Source organism: Candidatus Pelagibacter sp. HIMB1495 (genome assembly GCF_052047955.1).
Taxonomy (GTDB): domain Bacteria; phylum Pseudomonadota; class Alphaproteobacteria; order Pelagibacterales; family Pelagibacteraceae; genus Pelagibacter.
The window spans coordinates 1,163,370-1,181,055 of the sequence record NZ_JBNAIQ010000001.1 but is presented as its reverse complement, the minus strand read 5'-3'; the positions used below and the strand labels follow the sequence as shown (position 1 = coordinate 1,181,055).

Annotated in this window: 25 protein-coding genes; 11 read left to right on the top strand and 14 right to left on the bottom strand. The window is 31.0% G+C overall.

Annotated features, from left to right (window positions below; genetic code table 11):
* Positions 1–4 precede the first annotated feature (4 nt).
* Entirely contained in the window at positions 5–592 is a 588-nt protein-coding gene (locus tag ACTTAW_RS06430; RefSeq protein WP_075505866.1) for an FMN-dependent NADH-azoreductase, read from the top strand.
* Here the strand turns inward: ACTTAW_RS06430 and ACTTAW_RS06425 are convergent.
* Positions 582–1,685, bottom strand: a complete 1,104-nt coding sequence (locus ACTTAW_RS06425; RefSeq protein ID WP_440651582.1) for a TauD/TfdA family dioxygenase — start codon at positions 1,683–1,685, stop codon at positions 582–584. The two genes, ACTTAW_RS06430 and ACTTAW_RS06425, sit on opposite strands and share 11 nt — an antisense overlap.
* 67 nt (positions 1,686–1,752) lie before the next feature.
* On the opposite strand from ACTTAW_RS06425, the gene ACTTAW_RS06420 reads away from it, so the two are divergent.
* From ACTTAW_RS06420 to ACTTAW_RS06410, 3 genes are read left to right on the top strand one after another with little or no spacing between them, the layout of a single operon-like run.
* On the top strand, positions 1,753–2,559 hold the full coding sequence (locus ACTTAW_RS06420) for an inositol monophosphatase family protein (protein WP_262590483.1): 807 nt from the start codon (positions 1,753–1,755) through the stop codon (positions 2,557–2,559).
* On the top strand, positions 2,556–3,119 hold the full coding sequence (locus ACTTAW_RS06415; RefSeq protein ID WP_440651580.1) for a DUF924 family protein: 564 nt from the start codon (positions 2,556–2,558) through the stop codon (positions 3,117–3,119). The genes ACTTAW_RS06420 and ACTTAW_RS06415 overlap by 4 nt, the downstream gene beginning before the upstream one ends.
* A gap of 1 nt (position 3,120) precedes the next feature.
* Entirely contained in the window at positions 3,121–3,492 is a 372-nt protein-coding gene (locus ACTTAW_RS06410) for a DUF952 domain-containing protein (RefSeq protein WP_440651578.1), read from the top strand.
* On the opposite strand, the gene ACTTAW_RS06405 is transcribed toward ACTTAW_RS06410, so the two are convergent.
* The 7 genes from ACTTAW_RS06405 to ACTTAW_RS06375 are packed head-to-tail and all read right to left on the bottom strand — an operon-like array spanning position 3,471 to position 6,068.
* Positions 3,471–3,806, bottom strand: coding sequence for a DMT family transporter (locus ACTTAW_RS06405; protein WP_262590486.1), 336 nt, complete (start codon positions 3,804–3,806; stop codon positions 3,471–3,473). The two genes, ACTTAW_RS06410 and ACTTAW_RS06405, sit on opposite strands and share 22 nt — an antisense overlap.
* 1 nt (position 3,807) lies before the next feature.
* Positions 3,808–4,140 (bottom strand): DMT family transporter, encoded by a 333-nt coding sequence (locus ACTTAW_RS06400; RefSeq protein WP_440651576.1) that lies wholly within the window; start codon positions 4,138–4,140, stop codon positions 3,808–3,810.
* Between the two features lie 38 nt (positions 4,141–4,178).
* Positions 4,179–4,499 carry a nuclear transport factor 2 family protein gene (locus tag ACTTAW_RS06395; protein WP_440651574.1) on the bottom strand — a complete coding sequence of 107 codons (321 nt, stop codon included), beginning with the start codon at positions 4,497–4,499 and terminating at the stop codon, positions 4,179–4,181.
* 13 nt (positions 4,500–4,512) lie between these two features.
* Complete coding sequence (locus ACTTAW_RS06390) at positions 4,513–4,836, bottom strand: GYD domain-containing protein (RefSeq protein WP_075505873.1); 324 nt, start codon at positions 4,834–4,836, stop codon at positions 4,513–4,515.
* Positions 4,837–4,851: 15 nt separating this feature from the next.
* Positions 4,852–5,226, bottom strand: a complete 375-nt coding sequence (locus ACTTAW_RS06385) for a hypothetical protein (protein WP_440651573.1) — start codon at positions 5,224–5,226, stop codon at positions 4,852–4,854.
* A gap of 25 nt (positions 5,227–5,251) precedes the next feature.
* On the bottom strand, positions 5,252–5,626 hold the full coding sequence (locus tag ACTTAW_RS06380) for a hypothetical protein (protein ID WP_440651572.1): 375 nt from the start codon (positions 5,624–5,626) through the stop codon (positions 5,252–5,254).
* Positions 5,627–5,639: 13 nt separating this feature from the next.
* The gene (locus ACTTAW_RS06375; protein ID WP_440651571.1) at positions 5,640–6,068 is read right to left on the bottom strand and encodes a hypothetical protein; all 429 of its coding nucleotides are present in this window, start codon (positions 6,066–6,068) and stop codon (positions 5,640–5,642) included.
* 162 nt (positions 6,069–6,230) lie between these two features.
* Between ACTTAW_RS06375 and ACTTAW_RS06370 the strand changes: the two genes are divergently transcribed.
* A complete protein-coding gene (locus ACTTAW_RS06370) occupies positions 6,231–6,647 on the top strand; it encodes a hypothetical protein (protein ID WP_440651570.1) in 417 nt (138 codons plus the stop codon).
* Here the strand turns inward: ACTTAW_RS06370 and ACTTAW_RS06365 are convergent.
* Both ACTTAW_RS06365 and epsC read right to left on the bottom strand, forming a co-directional pair.
* Positions 6,644–7,645, bottom strand: coding sequence for a cysteine synthase A (locus tag ACTTAW_RS06365; protein WP_440651569.1), 1,002 nt, complete (start codon positions 7,643–7,645; stop codon positions 6,644–6,646). The two genes, ACTTAW_RS06370 and ACTTAW_RS06365, sit on opposite strands and share 4 nt — an antisense overlap.
* Positions 7,638–8,222 carry a serine O-acetyltransferase EpsC gene (gene epsC / locus ACTTAW_RS06360; protein ID WP_440651568.1) on the bottom strand — a complete coding sequence of 195 codons (585 nt, stop codon included), beginning with the start codon at positions 8,220–8,222 and terminating at the stop codon, positions 7,638–7,640. The genes ACTTAW_RS06365 and epsC overlap by 8 nt, the downstream gene beginning before the upstream one ends.
* A gap of 73 nt (positions 8,223–8,295) precedes the next feature.
* Here epsC and ACTTAW_RS06355 point away from each other — a divergent pair, with 73 nt between their 5' ends.
* From ACTTAW_RS06355 to ACTTAW_RS06330, 6 genes are all read left to right on the top strand, one after another.
* Entirely contained in the window at positions 8,296–8,706 is a 411-nt protein-coding gene (locus ACTTAW_RS06355; protein WP_440651567.1) for a VOC family protein, read from the top strand.
* A 101-nt stretch (positions 8,707–8,807) separates the two neighbouring features.
* A complete protein-coding gene (locus tag ACTTAW_RS06350; RefSeq protein ID WP_440651566.1) occupies positions 8,808–9,770 on the top strand; it encodes an ABC transporter substrate-binding protein in 963 nt (320 codons plus the stop codon).
* Positions 9,771–9,838: 68 nt separating this feature from the next.
* Positions 9,839–10,900, top strand: coding sequence for a quaternary amine ABC transporter ATP-binding protein (locus ACTTAW_RS06345; RefSeq protein WP_440651565.1), 1,062 nt, complete (start codon positions 9,839–9,841; stop codon positions 10,898–10,900).
* Complete coding sequence (locus ACTTAW_RS06340) at positions 10,890–12,395, top strand: ABC transporter permease (protein ID WP_440618248.1); 1,506 nt, start codon at positions 10,890–10,892, stop codon at positions 12,393–12,395. The genes ACTTAW_RS06345 and ACTTAW_RS06340 overlap by 11 nt, the downstream gene beginning before the upstream one ends.
* 9 nt (positions 12,396–12,404) lie before the next feature.
* Positions 12,405–13,022, top strand: coding sequence for a LysE/ArgO family amino acid transporter (locus ACTTAW_RS06335; RefSeq protein WP_440651564.1), 618 nt, complete (start codon positions 12,405–12,407; stop codon positions 13,020–13,022).
* On the top strand, positions 13,019–13,774 hold the full coding sequence (locus ACTTAW_RS06330) for an alpha/beta fold hydrolase (protein WP_440651563.1): 756 nt from the start codon (positions 13,019–13,021) through the stop codon (positions 13,772–13,774). Before ACTTAW_RS06335 ends, ACTTAW_RS06330 begins: the two co-directional genes overlap by 4 nt.
* Here the strand turns inward: ACTTAW_RS06330 and ACTTAW_RS06325 are convergent.
* Genes ACTTAW_RS06325 through ACTTAW_RS06310 form a run of 4 tightly spaced genes read right to left on the bottom strand, consistent with a single transcriptional unit; the run spans position 13,761 to position 17,604 of the window.
* Positions 13,761–14,426: an HAD-IA family hydrolase gene (locus ACTTAW_RS06325; protein WP_440651562.1), complete on the bottom strand. Its 666-nt coding sequence runs from the start codon at positions 14,424–14,426 to the stop codon at positions 13,761–13,763. The genes ACTTAW_RS06330 and ACTTAW_RS06325 overlap by 14 nt on opposite strands.
* Positions 14,423–15,304, bottom strand: a complete 882-nt coding sequence (locus tag ACTTAW_RS06320) for a carbohydrate ABC transporter permease (protein ID WP_075505887.1) — start codon at positions 15,302–15,304, stop codon at positions 14,423–14,425. The genes ACTTAW_RS06325 and ACTTAW_RS06320 overlap by 4 nt, the downstream gene beginning before the upstream one ends.
* 2 nt (positions 15,305–15,306) lie before the next feature.
* On the bottom strand, positions 15,307–16,335 hold the full coding sequence (locus tag ACTTAW_RS06315) for a carbohydrate ABC transporter permease (RefSeq protein ID WP_262590502.1): 1,029 nt from the start codon (positions 16,333–16,335) through the stop codon (positions 15,307–15,309).
* A 48-nt stretch (positions 16,336–16,383) separates the two neighbouring features.
* Positions 16,384–17,604 (bottom strand): ABC transporter substrate-binding protein, encoded by a 1,221-nt coding sequence (locus ACTTAW_RS06310; protein ID WP_440651561.1) that lies wholly within the window; start codon positions 17,602–17,604, stop codon positions 16,384–16,386.
* Positions 17,605–17,686: the final 82 nt, after the last annotated feature.

The following is a 17,686-nucleotide window of genomic DNA, read 5'->3' as shown; positions in this document are numbered from 1 at the left end:
ATTAATGAAAATTTATCAAATAGATTCAAGTGCTAGAAAAAAAGGCTCAACATCGAGAGCGTTAGCAAAAAAACTTTTGGAAAAAATCAAAAAACCAGAGGATGAAGTAATTTATAGAGATTTAGATGATGAAATGCTTTTTGTAAGTGGTTTAACAGAATCTGGAATGAAAATTGATGAGAAGGATCAAACTGAAGAACATAAGAAAATGTTTGAACTTTCTGATAAGCTTGTAAAAGAATTAAAAGAGAGTGATATTATTATAATTTCAGCTCCAATATATAATTACGGACCACCCGCAACTCTTAAAGCTTGGTCAGATTTAGCTGCAAGAATAGGGGAAACCTTTAAATTTAAACCTAATGGTAGAAGAGAAGGGTTATTAAAAAATAAAAAAGCATATCTTGTAATTACTTCTGGTGGAACAAAACTAAATAGCTCAGAAGATTTTTTAACGCCTTGGTTAAAATTTATTTTAAATTTTTTTGGAATTGAAAAAGTTGAAGTTATAAGTGCTGATCAAATGGCTTTAGATTATGAAAAATCTATTAGGGATGCAGAAGCTCAAATAGAAAATATTTCTATAGATTAAACTTTCTTTTTAAGTGTCTTAATTTTCCTTCGGTACTGTCGTAGTCTATATAGCAACCTTGTAAAAATCTTTCTCCTTCATTAGCATCATAAACTGTTCGTCCATGAAGCAACCTATGATTATCCATCATCATTAAATCTTTTGGAGCAAGTTTAAATTCTATTCTATATTTATCTGAATTGTACATTTCAGACAGTTTTTTTCTTGCTTGATAGTATAAATCTAATTCTTCTTTATCTAAGATTGGAACAAAATCTAATCTTGGACTAAATCTTACTTGTTTAAAATTTTTATACTCATCTAATTCAATTAAAGGACATAAAGATTCTAAAATTACTTCTTTATCAATAAATTTAAATCTTACTTTTACTTCTGTTAAGATTTTATAATAATCAGGATAACTTTTTTTTAAATCTTCAGTAACAGTATATCCATCAACCAGTATAGAATATCCTCCTGAAACTTTACTCTCTATGCAATGCAAAAGTTGGATACATGGTACAGGGTTTCGATATGGGTTATCTGTGTGCGGTGCAAGAGCTAAAGAAGTATATGCAAGATCATTAGGGTCAGGTTTTGATTTAACATCAAAATATTCTCCAAAGTTTGTTCGTCTAACACTGCCTATTGAGTTTGCAAACTCAACAATATAATTTTTAGTTGTTGGTATATTTTTAATTACAACAAATCCAAACTTATAGAAAGAAACAAGTAAGTCATGCATTTCTTTACTTTCATAAAAATTATCTTGGTATTCAAAATTTTTGATATTGCTTAAACTGGAATCCCATTTAGTTTTTTCTATAGATTTTATAACTGTATCTTCTTTTGAGAATTCTAAAGCAATTTTACTAAGATTAAGTTTAGAACTAATTCCATCATTAAAGTTAACTTCTAAAAATTCCTCATGAATAGAGGCTTTATTAATGATTATATCATTACTCAAACTAGTTGGGTCAAAAAGTCTTTGTTGAGTTCCTTTATCAACAAATTCTTCACCATCCACTCTTTCTCTTAACCAAAAAGGATGTATTTCTTTTTTTTCAGTACCATTATTGAAGTAAACTTTATTTTCGTGAAGCTCAATTTTCATAAATAATACTTGAGCATTATTTAAAATTTAACTTTAATCAATATAAATTAAATAGTAAGAATTCTTTGTGAATAATTTTGATACAAAAAAATATCCAGTATTTTCAAGTTTTTTAAACCAGCTAGCTAAAGATCTAACAAAATTTTATTATGCTAAGTTAGATAAGCCGTTCAAGATAACCAATAAAATGAAAGGCAAAGGTTATGATCCAGTAACTACATCTGACAAAGCTTTTGAAAAGTTTATAAGATCCAAAATTTCTAAAAGATTTCCAGATCATCAAATTATAGGTGAGGAATACGGTCACAAAAATACTAAAAGTGAATTTTCATGGGTAATAGACCCAATTGATGGTACTAGATCGTATGTTGTTGGTAATCCTAGTTGGAGTAATTTGATTTCATTAAATTATAATGGAGAGCCAATTTTAGGATTAGCAAATTTCCCTAAAATGAAAAAATATTACTTAAATGTAAACAAAAACACCGCATACGTTTTTGAAAATAACAAAAAAAGAAAACTAAAAGTTAATTCTAAATTAAATTTTGCAAATTCAAAGTTAGCTGCTGCTTTTCATAATCAATTAACCTTAAAACAACAATCCAAAATTCAAAAATTTATTAAACGAATGCAATTTCCATGCTTTGATGCTTTGACATATTGTCAACTAGCTGAAGGTAGATTGGAAATGGTTGCACAGTGTGCAAACAAAATTTGGGACATTCATCCAATAATGCCAATAGTGAGAGCAAGTGGAGCCATAGTAACTACGTGGGGGAATAGAAATCCTGTGGTAGGAGGAAATATTATTGTCTCAAATAATAAAGCAAATCATAAACAAATATTAAAATTATTAAAACCTTTAGCTGAATGATACCAGAACGAGCGCAATCAATTTTAGATTTCTGGTTTAAAGAAACTCCTTTTGAAATGAGATTTAAGAAGGATGATAAATTTGATCAAAAGATAAAAGATAAATTTTTAAAAGATTATGAACTTGCTTGTCAAAATGAATATGATGATTGGCAGGATAATCCCATGAGCTGTTTAGCTTTGGTAATTTTGTTTGATCAATTTTCAAGAAATATGTTTAGGGATGATAAAAAAGCATTTGCTCAAGATCAAAAAACTAGATTGATAGTAAATGATGCAGTGTATTCTGGATATTTAGAAGCTATGAATGTTGATCAAAGATTTTTTATGCTTTTACCTTTGATTCATAGTGAAGAAATTAGTGATCATGAAATGGCTTATTACTTATTAAATAAATATTTAAGAGAACATGAAGGATACAATAAGATTAAAAAATTTTGGCAAGACCACACCAAAGCAATTAGACAGTTTCATAGATATCCACATAGAAATGAAATTTTAGGAAGAGAATCTACTGAAGAAGAGCTGGAATTTTTAAAAGGACCAAACTCTTCCTGGTAAAATGAATTTAGAATTTATTTTTAAAGTTATTGATAAAGAAGAATGGCAAAAAGCTAAGCAATCTGGAACTTATGGTGGATCTGAAAAAGATATTAAAGATGGCTATATTCATTTCTCAGAAGAAGATCAGGTCGAGGAAACCTTAAAAAAACATTTTCCAAATAAAGAAAACCTTGTTTTGTTAAGAGTAAATGCTTTTAAACTTGAACACTTACTTTGGGAACAAGCATCAAATGGTGATATGTACCCACATTTATATTCTCCATTAGATACAAGCACTGTTATTAATGAATACGAACTATCTTTAAATGAAGATGGAAGTTATCAACTTCCAGACATTTTAAAAAAATATCAATTTAATCGACCTAAGTAATTAACCATAACTACGCCAATAATAATCAAAGCAATTCCAATTATCCCATAAACATTAGGAACTTGATTAAATTTTAATACTGCAAAAAGAACAACTCCTGTTACTGTCAAACCACTATAAATTGAATAAGCAAATCCAACAGGTATTGCATGCATAGCTTTTGCAATTGAAAACATTGTAATACACATAAACAAAATACATAGAATTGAAGGAGTTAGCTTTGTAAAACCTTCAGAGATTTTAGCAAAACTATTTGAAGCTATTCCAAAAATTATGCCATTAGCTAAAAATAAATATCCTATAAAAGGTTTCATATTATTTACTGCCTAACAAATTAACCATTAAAACTCCAATAATTATAAATGCTAGTCCGATCATGGAGTAAAGATTTGGAATTTGATTATATTTAATTACACCTACTATAACTGTTGCAATGATTGTTAACCCTGCAAATGAAGCGTAAGTGATACCCATTGGTATATTCTTCATCACTAATGAAAGTGCATACATGCACAAAACAATTGTAATTGCAGTAATTATACTTGGAAAGAGAAGAGTAAAACCTTCAGCACTTTTAGCAAAACTATTTGAGGTAACTCCTAGGAATACAGCAATACCTAGGAACAAGTATGAAGTAGCGAGACTCATTTAATAATATTAAATGAAATCCCGCTAAATATATATAATTATTTAGGCATTGGAGTAGCGCCAGTTTCTAAACTAACAATTTTACCATTGTTATATTTATAAACTGCCATTACAGCCTCAACATTTCCATCGTTAAATGTAACAAAAGCATGATGAATTCCAACTTCATCATTCTCGTAAACAATTCTAACTTTATCTTGATTGATGTCACCACTCATTGCCCATTTGATAACATCACCTTTAGTTAAAACATTTCCTGATTTATGCATTGTAAATTTAAAATCATCATGCAAAAGCTCATTCATAGCTGCTTCGTCTTTATTTTTTAGTGCGGCACTATATTTTTCTAAGATAGACATTTATTCCTTTCGTTTATTCACCTGGTTTTTTAAAGTTTTTTCCAGCATCTGCAGCTTTGTTGAAAGTTTTATTATAATCAAACACTTCATGAATCATAATATCTTCCATTAAACCTGCATTCATAATTGCAACTTTCATTCCAAGAACACTTTCGTAATCTCCTTCAATAACATTGATTACATCAAATCTTCCTCGAACCCACTCATAACTATGAAACTTTACTCCAACAGTATCACAAATAGCTTTGATCGCTGCTCCTCTATCTGCATTTGGATCGCTCTGCATTCTCAAAGCAAGATCACGACTAATCTTTCCTATAATATAAAATTTAGACATATTTTTTACTCCTTTCTAATATAGAGTTTGTACTACTTTTTTAACTCTATCTTCTCCATTAGGTACCGTTGAGTTTACAAATTCATGACAGGCATTAGTTTTATCCTCGTCAAATTTAGATCCATAAAACTTATCAACAGCTTTGTTTACTCCTTCATCCCATTGCTTTTCAGGGACTCCAACTTCTAAGGCATAAGCTTTTAAAACTTTAACTGATGCCATAGATTTTTCTTTCATACTATATTCAAATGTTTCACCGAGTGGCAAGAAATAGTTAGCCATATAAATACCACTACATTCCCAAGCTCTATTTTTATTACTATCAGACATATCCGCATATGCAGAGGTCAGAAATAAAACACTGAATAAAATCACTAATATTTTTTTCATATATTTTCGTTTCTAAATTTTTTGTTTAGTAAATCCCTGATTTTACCAATTTATCTATTTCCTCTTTTGAATTAGGGATTAATTTATAAACAAAACTATCACATTCCATTGTGGTATTTTCCTCGTATGGTTTTCCATAACGTTCATCAACAACCTTAATTAATTCTTTATTAAGATTTTCTTCATTTACACCATCTTTAACCAAGTAAGAGCTTAAAAATTTCTTAGCAGCAAAAGAATGTGTAATTTTTTCCAATTCAAGTTCTGCTTGTGGAATCATACTATTTGCATAATAAATTCCTGCACACTCAATTGTCTTCTTTTTGTCATCTTCACTCATACCAGCATACGAAGAAGTCAAAAATAGAATACTAATTAATGTTAATATTATTTTTTTCATAATTTTCTTCTTTTTATTTTATCGTAACAACAGTTGTTCCAGGAAAAGTATATCCCACAACATAACTGAATAGCATTTGTTGAAATTCTTGTATCATTGGCCATTTGCTTCCAAGCTCTTGATGATTTTGAAAACCAGCAGGATTTTCATAATACTCAGTTAAAATAAAATACATATTTCCAGTCATACCTTGTGAAGGATCTGCAGGATTATTCCATTCAGGTCCTTTGATAACTGAATATGAATTTAATTTTTTTTCACCAGTCATTGGATGAGTTTCTTTCATCCATTTATGGTGCGTTTTCAACATTTCTTCAACTTTAGCAACATCACTAGCTGGAACTTTCAAAGTAATAGCAAACGCATTTGCTTTTGCATGGCCGTCAGCGTTAGCAATTGTAGTAAATAAACTAAGCACCAAAACTATTATTATTTTTTTCATTTTATCTTTCTTTTAGTTATTAATTATAAGTAATAGAAGACTGTTACATATTCATGACAAAGTCTCTCGTGTTTATAACGCGCGTCAGTTATGCAATTAAGGAGCACAAAAGTTGCTGATTATGTTGTTTTATCTGATGATAAAATTTGATAAAGTTTTGTTATGATTGAAAAATTTAATGGAATTTTTTATTTAATTATATTTTTGGTACATTTTATTGTTTTTGCTGTTTATGCATATCAAACCGTTTTCGCTACAAAGAAATTTTTAGATAAGTTCGGTATTGATGATACTGGTGCTGGAATGACCAGATTTTTTGGTTCTTTGTTTATAGGTGCTGTTGCAATGGCAATATGGGTTGGATTTATAAGACCTGATGGTCTTCAAGGTACGTGGGCATTTTTTAATTTAGTATTTTTACAAAACCTTTCAGCTTTTATTGTTGGTATTTATAATATTAAAATTAATAAGTTGGGTCACACTCCACAAACATCTAATGAAGGAATTATTGCACCGGGTATTCTTACTTTGTTAAGTGCAATACTTTGTTACGGATTAGCAGATAAGATTTATATCTAAAACCAACTAGGTATTGGTAGACCTTTTTCTTCCAAGAATTTCTTATTGAACATTTTAGTTGCATATTTATCGCTTCTGTCACAAAGAATGGTTACTATAGTTTTACCAGGTCCTAATTCCTTTCCCATTCTAATAGCTCCAGCAATATTTATTCCACAACTAGTTCCTAAACTTAAACCCTCATTTTGAATTAAATCATAAAGAATAGGTAGAGCCTCATGGTCATCAATAGAGTAGGCGTCATCAATTTTGGCCTCACCAAAGTTTGCTGTAACTCTACTTGAGCCAATTCCTTCTGTTATAGATCCTCCTTCAGATTTTAACTCTCCATTTTTTATATAATTATAAAGAGCAGAACCTTTAGGATCTGAAAGGTAAATTTTGATATCTTTATTTTTTTCTTTTAACGCATTACTTACACCCGAAATGGTGCCCCCAGTTCCAGATGAACACACAAAACCATCCACTTTACCTTCTGTCTGTTCCCAGATCTCTTGACCTGTTCCCTCGTAATGACCTTTTGCATTTGCAGTATTATCAAATTGGTTTGCCCAAATAACTCCGTTATTATTTGAGGGTCTTAATTCATCTGCAAGTCTTGAAGCAACTTTTACAAAGTTATTGTCATCTTTATAAGGCTTCGGTTCAACTAATCTTAACTCAGCACCAAGGTTTCTTAGTAAATCTTTTTTCTCTTGAGTTTGATTGTCATTCATTACAATAATCGTTTTGTAACCTAAAGAATTTCCTAAAAGACCCAAACCAATTCCAGTGTTACCAGCTGTACCTTCAACAACAGTTCCTCCTTTGGAGATTAATTTTTTTTCTTGTGCGTCTTTAATTAATGCAAGTGCAGCTCTATCTTTTACAGATCCACCTGGATTTAAAAATTCTGCCTTACCATAAATATTGCAACCGGTAATCTCTGATGCAGCTCTAAGTTTTATAAGAGGAGTATTTCCAATCCCAGAAATAAAATCGTTTTGTGTATTATTCATTATCTGATTTTTTATCACTATCAGGAGTAATTCCGTAAGGTTTAAATTCACTATCAGCTATTCCAACATTCTTAGCGGGAATTCCAACCATAACAGCATTTTCAGGAACATCTTTTGTAATAACAGCATTCGCTCCAATTTTTGCACATCGTCCAACAGTTACTGGACCTAAAACTTGTGCTCCTGATCCAATCACTACTTCATCTTTAATTGTTGGATGTCTCTTCATATTTCTTTGATCATTTGAATTTATACTTGGTGCAATTCCTCCTAATGTAACCATATGGTAGATAGTAACATTATCACCAATGTCTGAAGTTTCACCAATCACTACTCCCATACCATGATCAATAAATAAATTTTTTCCAATTTTTGCATTAGGATGAATTTCAATACCAGTTAAGAATCTTGAAAATTGAGAAATGATTCTTGCAACGAGATAAAATTTAGCAGTACTAAAAAAGTTTGCTAGTCTATGAAAGAATACTGCTTTGACACCTGGATAGGTTAAAATCAAACTAAGCTTTGATTTTGCTGCAGGATCTCTATCAATTATCGATTGTAAATAATCATTCATTGTATTTTATGCTCACTTGAAATTTCGATAAGTGGCTTATATAGTCATTATATTCTGTTATTAAAGATTAATTATGTACAAAAACACTAATTGTTTTCATTTAGCTATACCTTGTGGTGATCTTGAGGTCGCAAAAAAGTTTTATAGTGAAACTTTAGGATGCAGACTGGATAATTCTGCACAAGAGTGGGCTGATGTTGATTTTTGGGGTAATGAATTAACGCTTCACAAAAGTGCTCATAAGTTAGACAGTGAAAGACATGATGTTGACATGGGGAATGTATCTGTACCCCATTTTGGTGTTCATTTATCGAGAAAAGATTTTGATGCACTTAAACAAAGATTAAAGGATAGTGGTACTAAATATTACGATGAACCATATTTAAGATTTAAAGGCACTAAGTATGAACAAGAAACATTCTTTGTAAAAGATCCAAACGAAAATATTTTAGAAATAAAGACACTAACGTCTAATCCAGAATAAATTATATTTAATAATTATACTTATCTTTTATATCTTTATTTTCTTTGACACGTTATCTCAATTCGCGTTAGACTTTATTTATAAATAATTAAGGAGAGATAATGAAAATAATCAAATCTACACTTGTAGCTGGATTAATTTCAGTTTTATCAATTTTCTCTGCAAACGCAGAAAAAGTTAAAATTGGAGATCCAGGTTGGACAGGTGCAACTGCAATTGCAAATTTACTTGCTGCAGTAGTTACAGACAAAATGGGTGGTGAAGCAGAATTAGTTCCTGGAAACAATACTGCAATTTATGCAGCAATTGACAGAGGAAAAGGTGAAATCGATGTTCACCCAGATATTTGGTTACCAAACCAAGAAGCTTACACTAATGATTTAGTTCCAAAAGGAACTTTAAAATTAAGTAGCAAACCATATGAAGGAAACCAAGGTTACTGTGTTTCTCAACAGTTTGCTAAAAAAATGAATATTACAGCTATTGAAGACTTAGCTAGACCAGAAGTTGTTAAAGCAATGGACAGCGATGGAAATGGTAAAGGTGAGTTTTGGATTGGTGCTGATGGTTGGGCTTCTGCTAATGTTAACCAAGTTAAATTAAGAGACTATGGTTTATATGATGCTGGTATCGAAGCAGTTAGAGCTGCTGAAGCAGTTAAAAATGCAAGAGTACTAGACTCAATCAAAAAAGGTGAAGGTTACGCATTCTATTGTTACAAACCTCATGCAATTTGGGGAATGGCTGACGTAGTCATGTTAACAGAACCAAAATATGATCCTGCAAAATATAAAATGATTCAACCTAAAGCAGATGCTGACTGGTACAAGAAATCTTATGTTGCATCAAAAGATGCTCTTAAGCAAATCCAAATCGGTTGGGCTACTTCTTTAGAGAGTCAATCACCAGCAATTGTAGAATTCTTTAAGAATTTTCAATTAACAGCTGATGATGTTTCTGCAATGGCTTATGCGGTTTCAGTTGAGAAAAAAGATCCAGCTGATGTAGCAAGAGCTTGGATGGAAGCAAATAAATCAACTGTAGACGGTTGGTTAGGACTATAATCTAAATCAAAATCTATACTCGGCAATTTAAGATTGCCGAGTATATTTTCCTATAATAAAAAACAAAAATGGATTCATCGAGTTCAGCAATACAAATTCAAAATGTTTGGAAAGTATTTGGCAATACTTCTAAAGAAGCATTAGATGCAATCCAAAATAAAAAAATTTCAAAAACAGAAGCCTTAGAAAATTACAACTCAGTTATTGGAGTTTCAGATGTTTCATTTGATGTTAAACAAGGTGAGATATTCTGTGTAATGGGGCTTTCTGGAAGTGGAAAATCTACATTAGTTAGGCATATTAATAGACTTTTAGAACCAACATCAGGCAAAATTTTAATTAATGGTCAGGATGTAATGGCCTTTGATAGAGAAAACCTTCAAGAATTAAGAAATAAAAAAATAGGGATGGTTTTCCAAAACTTTGCACTCATGCCTCACAGATCTGTTGTTGATAACATTGCAATGCCGCTTGAGATAAGAGGTGTAAGCAAAAATGATAGATTAGATGCTGCAAATAAAATTTTAGAAATTGTAGAGCTACAAGGTTGGGGCAATAAGTTTGCTCACGAACTATCTGGGGGAATGCAACAAAGGGTAGGTCTTGCAAGAGCACTAGCAGCTGATCCTGAATTTCTGTTAATGGACGAGCCTTTTAGTGCATTAGATCCACTGATAAGAAGACAGCTTCAAGCTGAATTCATCAAACTCTCAAAACAAATGAAAAAAACCACAGTATTTATTACTCATGATTTAGATGAAGCAGTAAGAGTAGGACACAGAATTGCAATTATGAGAGACGGAAAAGTAATCCAAATAGGTACACCTGAAGAAATAGTTGTAAGTCCTGCAGATGAATATGTTGCTGACTTTGTAAAAGGAATTTCAAGACTTAAAGTTGTTCAAGCAAAAACAATTATGCAATCTATTGAGAGTTACGAGAGTGCTAATGGAAAATTAAATGAAAGCAGCAACAGTGTTGGAGAAAATGAATTATTAAGCAAGCTCATTGAGTTATCAAAATCTAGCGAAGGACCATTGGTAGTTAAGGATAATAATCAAAATAATGTTGGTGTGTTAACACAATCTGATCTTTTAAAAGCTGTTATAGAGGGTGGAGATGGAGAATAAACAAATACATAATCCAACCAGATCAGAATTAATTACAGATTTTGTAAAATCTAATCCTGAATATTATATTAAAGAATTTCAAAAAATTGGTAGCAAACCTTCTTTTTCATTTTCATTCAATTTATATGCTGGAATTCTAGGACCAATATGGTTTGGAATGAGAAATATTTGGAATTGGGCTTTAGCTTTCTTAATTATAGAGACGTTTTCAGTTGTTCAAATTATTAGAGGTTTGTTTGGTAATATTACTAAAGAAGCTGTAGAAAAAATTAAACAAGTTGAGTCAACCATAGCTTTTAGAAACAAACAGTTAGAAGCAGCTATTACAAATAATCCAGACAAAGTTGAGGTTTATAAAAGAAATATCAAATCACTAGAAGATGCCATGCAAGGTTACATAGATGAAGTAGCAAGGATTGAGGCATCAGCTATTTGGATTACAATTTTTGGTATTGGATTGTTAATTGCAGTTAAAGTTGTTCAAGGAATACTAGCTAACTCGATATTAGAAAAAAGATATTCAGAATGGTTATCAGACAAAACTCTAAGACCTGGGATGCAAGTTAAGAATTTTGTATCAAGCACAATGTTTGCTGCAGTTATTATGTTTTTTTCTGTAGTGCATTATAGTTTTCCTGGTGTCATTACATTAATGGACGACTTCCCAACTCATCCAGATATCAGGTTAACATCAATAAAATGGGTAGAAACGATCTTCGATTATGCAGTATTAAAAGGAGATGCGTTATTTACGGCAATCACTATTGGTATTAGATCAGTACTAGATTTCTTAGAGTTACTATTTGTAAAAACTCCTTGGATAGTAATTATTACGACCATTGTAACTTTAACTGGATTAGCGGCAGGACCTAGAGCTGCAATTTATTCAGCAGGATTTTTATGTTACATGGGATTTTTAGGTTTTTGGGTTAAAGCTATGACAACATTAGCTCTTTTAGGAACAGCAGCAGTATTAAGTATTGTAATTGGTATTCCTCTTGGAATTTTTTGTGCAAGACGACAAAGATTTTATTCAATGATAAGACCGATTATGGATTTCATGCAAACAATGCCCGCTTTCGTATTCATGATTCCTGTAATAGCATTTTTTGGAACTGGAAAAGTCGCAGCAGTTATTATTACAATGATATTTGGTGGAACACCTGTAGTTAGACTAACAGTTCTTGGCTTAAGAGGAGTACCTGAAACAATTAGAGAAGCTGCAATTGCTTATGGTGCATCTAAATGGTATTTGCTTAGAAAAGTAGATCTGCCATTAGCAACCCCATCTATATTAGCAGGTGTTAATCAAACAGTAATGTTAAGTCTAGCAATGGTAGTTGTAGCATCATTAATTGGTGCCAAAGGTTTAGGTCAAGATGTATTAGAAGCACTTCAATACGCAAACGTAGGACAAGGTATTTTAGCTGGTGTTGCCATATTATTTGTAGCTCTTATTCTTGATAGAGTTGTTCAGGGTAGAAAACGAGTTTAAGAAAAATCAATGGAATACGCACTGTTAGGTTTTTTTACTGGCCTAAGTTTAATTTTAGCAATTGGTGCTCAAAACATTTTTGTAATTGAACAAGGTTTAAAAAAACAGCATGTATTTCTAGTTTGTTTTATTTGCTCAGTTTCTGATTTAATATTAATTTTTTTTGGAATTTTTTTATTTCATTTCTTTAATCAATATTTTAACCCAATTGTAGAATTTATTTTTAACCTTCTTTTAGTGGTTTTTTTAATTCATTTTATCTATTCAAAAATTAAAACTCATTACAAAGAAGTTAATTTTCAAAGTAATGTTAGTGCAGTATCAAGGTTAAATATTTTCTTAAAAACATTGGGGTTCACATATTTAAATCCACATGTTTACTCTGATACGGTTTTTATTCTTGGAAATTTCTCTAAGAACTACTTATTAAATCAAAAATTTTCATTTGCGATAGGCGCATCTTTAGCTTCTTTTTTATTTTTTTTTATTCTAGGATATTTATCAAATTACCTTTCTAAGTATGCTAATGACAAAAAAATATGGCAGGTAATAAATATATTCATCATAGTTTTTATGAGTTTTTTAGTTTTGTTTATTTTAAAGGAAATGATAATTAAGCTTTTATGAGTAATATTTTTGTAGATGATAAAGGTAAAGGTTTTCCATTTGTTTTAGTACATGGATATTTAGGTTCCTCAGAGATGTGGTGCTTTCAAAAAGATTACTTTTCAAAAAATTTTAGAGTTATTGCACCAGCACTTCCTGGTTTTGGTGAAAGTCATAGTGCACAATCATTAAATTCTATTAATGCGATGGCAAAAAAAATCATTGAAATACTAGATGAAAAAAAAATCGAAAAATTTAATTTAATTGGACATTCAATGGGTGGAATGATTGTTCAAGAAATAACAAAATTAATTGGTGATAGAGTTAATAAATTAATCTGTTTTGCAACAGGATCTATTGGAGATATCCCCGGTAGATTTGAAACTATGGACGAAACAAGAGAGAAACTTAAGAAAGAGGGTGCTGAAGTATCATTTTCAAGAGTTCCACCTAAATGGTTTGTAAAAGGGGATAAAGATAAAAATTATTTTTTATGTGCTAATGCAGTTAAAAATGTTTCATTAGAAACTGCTGATAACGCCTTGCTTGCAATGAAAAATTGGAGAGGTATTGATAATTTAAAAAACATTAAAAATGACACCTTAATTATATGGGGTGATAAAGATATCTCTTATAATTATGAACAAGTCGATACATTAAATAAAAATATTAAGAATAGTCGATTAGAAATATTTAAAAATTGCAGTCACAATGTTCACTTAGAAGAACCAGATAGATTTAATAATCTAGTAAATGATTTTATTTCAGAATAATATTTTTATTTAATTTCTCTAATTTTTTAAAAGCGTTCTTAAACTTTTTATTTATGTGAAACTTTCCTGGACAAATTATGCATCTAATTTTTGCATTAACTGCTGAATTCAAACTTTCTTGAGAATCTTCAATAGCTAAACATTCCTTAGGTTTTAATTTAAGTTTTTTTAATGCAAGAAGGTATATGTCTGGATTTGGTTTTAAATTTTTAACTAATTTTGAATTTCCAATAAAGTCAAAGTTTTTTTGACTAATTGATTTTCTTAATGAGAAAAGAATAGAATTAATATTATTTTTTGAGGTAGAGGTTACAAAAGCTAATTTAATTTTTTCTTTATTACAAAGATTAATTATATTTTTAACACCTGGTCTTAATTTTAAATGATTTTTCTTTAAGTAATTATTGAATAGTTTAGTTTTTAAATCTCTTAATTGCTTAGCATTAACTTTAATACCTTTTGTTCTTGCATATTCTGTTATTCTATCTTTACCACCTGATTTGTTTAGAAGTTTGATATATTCTTTTTTAGTCCAATACCAATCCAATCCTTTTTTTTTAAAAGCTTCATTAAAGGATTTTCTCTGAATTTCTGATGTTTCAACAAGGGTTCCAATAGAACCGAATAACAAAGCTTTGTAATATTTCTTCAACCTTTTACAGCTCCAGTAGTTAAACCACTGATAACTTGTCTCTGGAAGAACATGACCAACATAAATAATGGTGCCGTTGCAGAAACTACTGCTGAAACTGCCCACATTAGATTACCCTCATGTTGGTTAGTTCCTAAATAACTTTGTATCTTTGGAACCATTGTATGATTTTCTTGATTAAGTAGTAAAGCCGTTACAGTGAAATCATTGTAAGCAAGCATTAAACTAAATAATCCAGCAGTAATAACTCCAGGCCACATCACTGGCATTATGATATGTCTAAATGCTTGAAAATATGAACATCCATCAATCAACGCACTTTCATCAAGCTCTTTTGGAATTGTTTTAAAGAATGAATAGAGTAACCATAAAGTAAATGGTTGATTAATAGCAACTAAAACAACAATAGTTGTTGGTAGTATGCCCCATATTTGTAATTCAAAAAATGGAAATAGATAACCCGAGACTAGGGTTATATGTGGCATAGCTCTAAAGATTAAAGCTGCCATTAAAATCCAAAATGCATATTTCTCAGTTGATCTTGAAAGAGCGTACGCTCCTAAAGTTCCCAAAAACAATGAAATACTAACAACAAACACAGTAACAATAATGGTATTTTTGGATGCTTTCCAAAATTCACCCTCAAACCATGCTTCATGATATGCATTTGTTGTAAATTTTTCTCCAGTTTCAATTAAAGTGTTGAAAGCAGAAACAGCGTACCACCAATCTGACCTTGAAAAAAAGTCTGCTCTTACTTTAAATGATCCCCAAAAAGTCCAGATGAATGGAAAGCATGCAACTAACAACCAAGAAATAATGAATATGGTATTAAATGTTTTTAAAGTATTTGATTTTTTATCTAAACCGTAATCCATATTTATCTCGCAGTTTTAAATTCTTTCCATGTTCTAACTAATACAGGGGCAAGCAAAATAGCTATGCCAATGATTGTCATCATTGATGTCGCTGCAGCAGAACCAAATAAAATCACTTCTTCATTTACCAGGTTATCGTAAATTAACCATGAAAGAGATTGCGCACTACCTTCAGCACTAAAACCTATAATTGGTTCAAATACTCTAAAATTGTCCATTAATGAAATTAATGCAACAAATGTTACCACTGGGTAAATATGAGGGAGCACAATATGTTTAATTCTCTGAAATCTAGAAGCACCATCAATAATTGCAGCTTCAATTGGTTCTTGAGGAACTGTTTGAAGCGCAGCATAGAAAACTACAAATGCAAAAGGGGAGTGATGCCAAATTCCATATATAATAATTGTTATCCACGTGAGTGTTTTAGAGGATTTCAAAGACAAATATGGATCATTCATTAAATTTTGAATATTAGCTCCAATTATTCCTTGAGAGTCTATCATCCAGAATAATACTAACGACCCAACTAATGGAGTTACAATCATTGGCAAAATAGTACCAAAAATTAAAGGACCTCTAATTTTTCTTGAGATTGCGTTTAAACTCAAAGCTATAATAAAACCTAATAACAAAACATTTGGAGTTACAAATATACAATAAGTTAATGTAAAGATTAGCGCTTTATAAAATGGTAGATTGGTTACTTGATCAACAAATTCACCAAAAGTTTCTGTTTCATTCCAAAATTTTTTTATTTCCTCTGTTGCTAAATGGTTTCTATCTATATACGTCCCAAAACCATTAAATTTCCCCAAAGGTTTTGCTTCTCTAATTTTAGTAGTTGCTTCATTGTCGACTACAATTGAAACAGTACAGCCAAATGGATCACATTTTTTAACTTCTTTAACTACTTGATCATGCTGAGCATAAAAGGATTGAACTCCAGTAGAAATGATAGGAAGCCCAATAAATAGGACCATTGCTAATCCTGTTGGTAAAAAAAACCAAAAAAAAGTTTTATTAGGCATGAAAATTTTAGTTAAGTGGGGATCAAGTCCCCACTTAAAGATTAGATTTTATAGAAAGCCTTGTTCTTTAGCTTTACTAGTGTAAGCAGCTTCAACATCTTTCAATGCTTGTTCAGCTGACTCTTTACCTTGTAAAAACTCAACAATCTCACTTCCTAATGCACCATGCATTAAACCCATTTGTGGTAACATTGGATATGGTTTTGCACCCATTTTTACAGCTTCAATTACACCAATAGATTTTGGTCCAGGAACAAATCCTTCTACTAACCAAACAGCTTGGTCAGCAGCATCAGCAACCATTTTCTTGTTTGATGCAGCGTGCGCCAAAGCTCTAAATGTAGCTTCAGCATCAGCATCAGGTCTATTTTTTGCAAGTGTGAAACCATCCCACCATAAAGTTGCAGCTGGGATATTTCCGCCAGCAACAGTAGCTGGACCTGTTAGTTTTGTAGCTTTAGTAATATTAGCATCACCTTCATCATCTAAAAGTGTACCTGATCTAGAAGCCCATAATGTCATTAAAGCAACATTTCCAGCTTCCCATTCAACTTTAATAGCTTCACTATCATGTGTTAAATAATCTGGGTTACTTAATTCAGATAATTTTTTTAGCATGTTTAAAGTAGCAACACCTTCTGCATTATTTACATTTGGTTCTGCACTTCCAGACTTAAAGAATTCACCACCATGACCAATGTACATGTTCACAAACTCTTCTGCTAAGTTCCAACCTGCTTTGTAAGCAGCAGCATATGGATATTGCATTTTTCCTGAATCTCTAATTTTTTCAGAAGCAGCAACTACCTCTTCATATGTTTTTGGAACAGCTATACCAAGATCTTTTAAAACGTCTTCTCTATAGTATAAGTGTTGAGTGTTAGCCATAAATGCTACAGCCATTACTTTTCCATCAATTGTGATCAATTGAGAGTCTTGAATTCCTTTTCCATATTTTTTAACAAGATCATCTAAAGGTCTTATTAAGTCTTGGTTCATTAAAGGAACGATTGAACTGTTTGCTGCAATTCTAGCTGAAAATTCAGATGGATTTGCAGTAAGAGCTGGCACTGCGATTTTATTGTGCTCAGATGAATGAGTCACTTTAAAATCTGCACTTCCTTTACATTGTTTAGAAGTTTCAACGAAAGTTCTTAATGCAGGAAAATCATTAGCCAAAATATTTATTGAACCACTTTTAATGTTACAATCTGCATAAGCAGAAGTTCCAAAAAGTAAAAACAATAAAGTAACTAGTATTTTTCTCATATGTTTTCTCTCTTTATATTTATTGTTAAATTATAATTTAAGTTCAAAAACTATATCTATTAGGAAGTTTAAATTAAAGAGG

Coding starts and splice junctions, on each gene's coding strand:
- ACTTAW_RS06380 (WP_440651572.1), bottom strand. CDS start 5,626: ATGAAAAAAATAATATTAACATTAATTAGTATTCTATTTTTGACTTCT.
- ACTTAW_RS06385 (WP_440651573.1), bottom strand. CDS start 5,226: ATGAAAAAAATATTAGTGATTTTATTCAGTGTTTTATTTCTGACCTCT.
- ACTTAW_RS06390 (WP_075505873.1), bottom strand. CDS start 4,836: ATGTCTAAATTTTATATTATAGGAAAGATTAGTCGTGATCTTGCTTTG.
- ACTTAW_RS06365 (WP_440651569.1), bottom strand. CDS start 7,645: ATGAATAATACACAAAACGATTTTATTTCTGGGATTGGAAATACTCCT.
- ACTTAW_RS06335 (WP_440651564.1), top strand. CDS start 12,405: ATGGAATACGCACTGTTAGGTTTTTTTACTGGCCTAAGTTTAATTTTA.
- ACTTAW_RS06330 (WP_440651563.1), top strand. CDS start 13,019: ATGAGTAATATTTTTGTAGATGATAAAGGTAAAGGTTTTCCATTTGTT.
- ACTTAW_RS06350 (WP_440651566.1), top strand. CDS start 8,808: ATGAAAATAATCAAATCTACACTTGTAGCTGGATTAATTTCAGTTTTA.
- ACTTAW_RS06405 (WP_262590486.1), bottom strand. CDS start 3,806: ATGAAACCTTTTATAGGATATTTATTTTTAGCTAATGGCATAATTTTT.
- ACTTAW_RS06375 (WP_440651571.1), bottom strand. CDS start 6,068: ATGAAAAAAATAATAATAGTTTTGGTGCTTAGTTTATTTACTACAATT.
- ACTTAW_RS06370 (WP_440651570.1), top strand. CDS start 6,231: ATGATTGAAAAATTTAATGGAATTTTTTATTTAATTATATTTTTGGTA.
- ACTTAW_RS06430 (WP_075505866.1), top strand. CDS start 5: ATGAAAATTTATCAAATAGATTCAAGTGCTAGAAAAAAAGGCTCAACA.
- ACTTAW_RS06315 (WP_262590502.1), bottom strand. CDS start 16,335: ATGCCTAATAAAACTTTTTTTTGGTTTTTTTTACCAACAGGATTAGCA.
- ACTTAW_RS06310 (WP_440651561.1), bottom strand. CDS start 17,604: ATGAGAAAAATACTAGTTACTTTATTGTTTTTACTTTTTGGAACTTCT.
- ACTTAW_RS06410 (WP_440651578.1), top strand. CDS start 3,121: ATGAATTTAGAATTTATTTTTAAAGTTATTGATAAAGAAGAATGGCAA.
- ACTTAW_RS06415 (WP_440651580.1), top strand. CDS start 2,556: ATGATACCAGAACGAGCGCAATCAATTTTAGATTTCTGGTTTAAAGAA.
- ACTTAW_RS06425 (WP_440651582.1), bottom strand. CDS start 1,685: ATGAAAATTGAGCTTCACGAAAATAAAGTTTACTTCAATAATGGTACT.
- ACTTAW_RS06400 (WP_440651576.1), bottom strand. CDS start 4,140: ATGAGTCTCGCTACTTCATACTTGTTCCTAGGTATTGCTGTATTCCTA.
- epsC (WP_440651568.1), bottom strand. CDS start 8,222: ATGAATGATTATTTACAATCGATAATTGATAGAGATCCTGCAGCAAAA.
- ACTTAW_RS06345 (WP_440651565.1), top strand. CDS start 9,839: ATGGATTCATCGAGTTCAGCAATACAAATTCAAAATGTTTGGAAAGTA.
- ACTTAW_RS06340 (WP_440618248.1), top strand. CDS start 10,890: ATGGAGAATAAACAAATACATAATCCAACCAGATCAGAATTAATTACA.
- ACTTAW_RS06320 (WP_075505887.1), bottom strand. CDS start 15,304: ATGGATTACGGTTTAGATAAAAAATCAAATACTTTAAAAACATTTAAT.
- ACTTAW_RS06355 (WP_440651567.1), top strand. CDS start 8,296: ATGTACAAAAACACTAATTGTTTTCATTTAGCTATACCTTGTGGTGAT.
- ACTTAW_RS06395 (WP_440651574.1), bottom strand. CDS start 4,499: ATGTCTATCTTAGAAAAATATAGTGCCGCACTAAAAAATAAAGACGAA.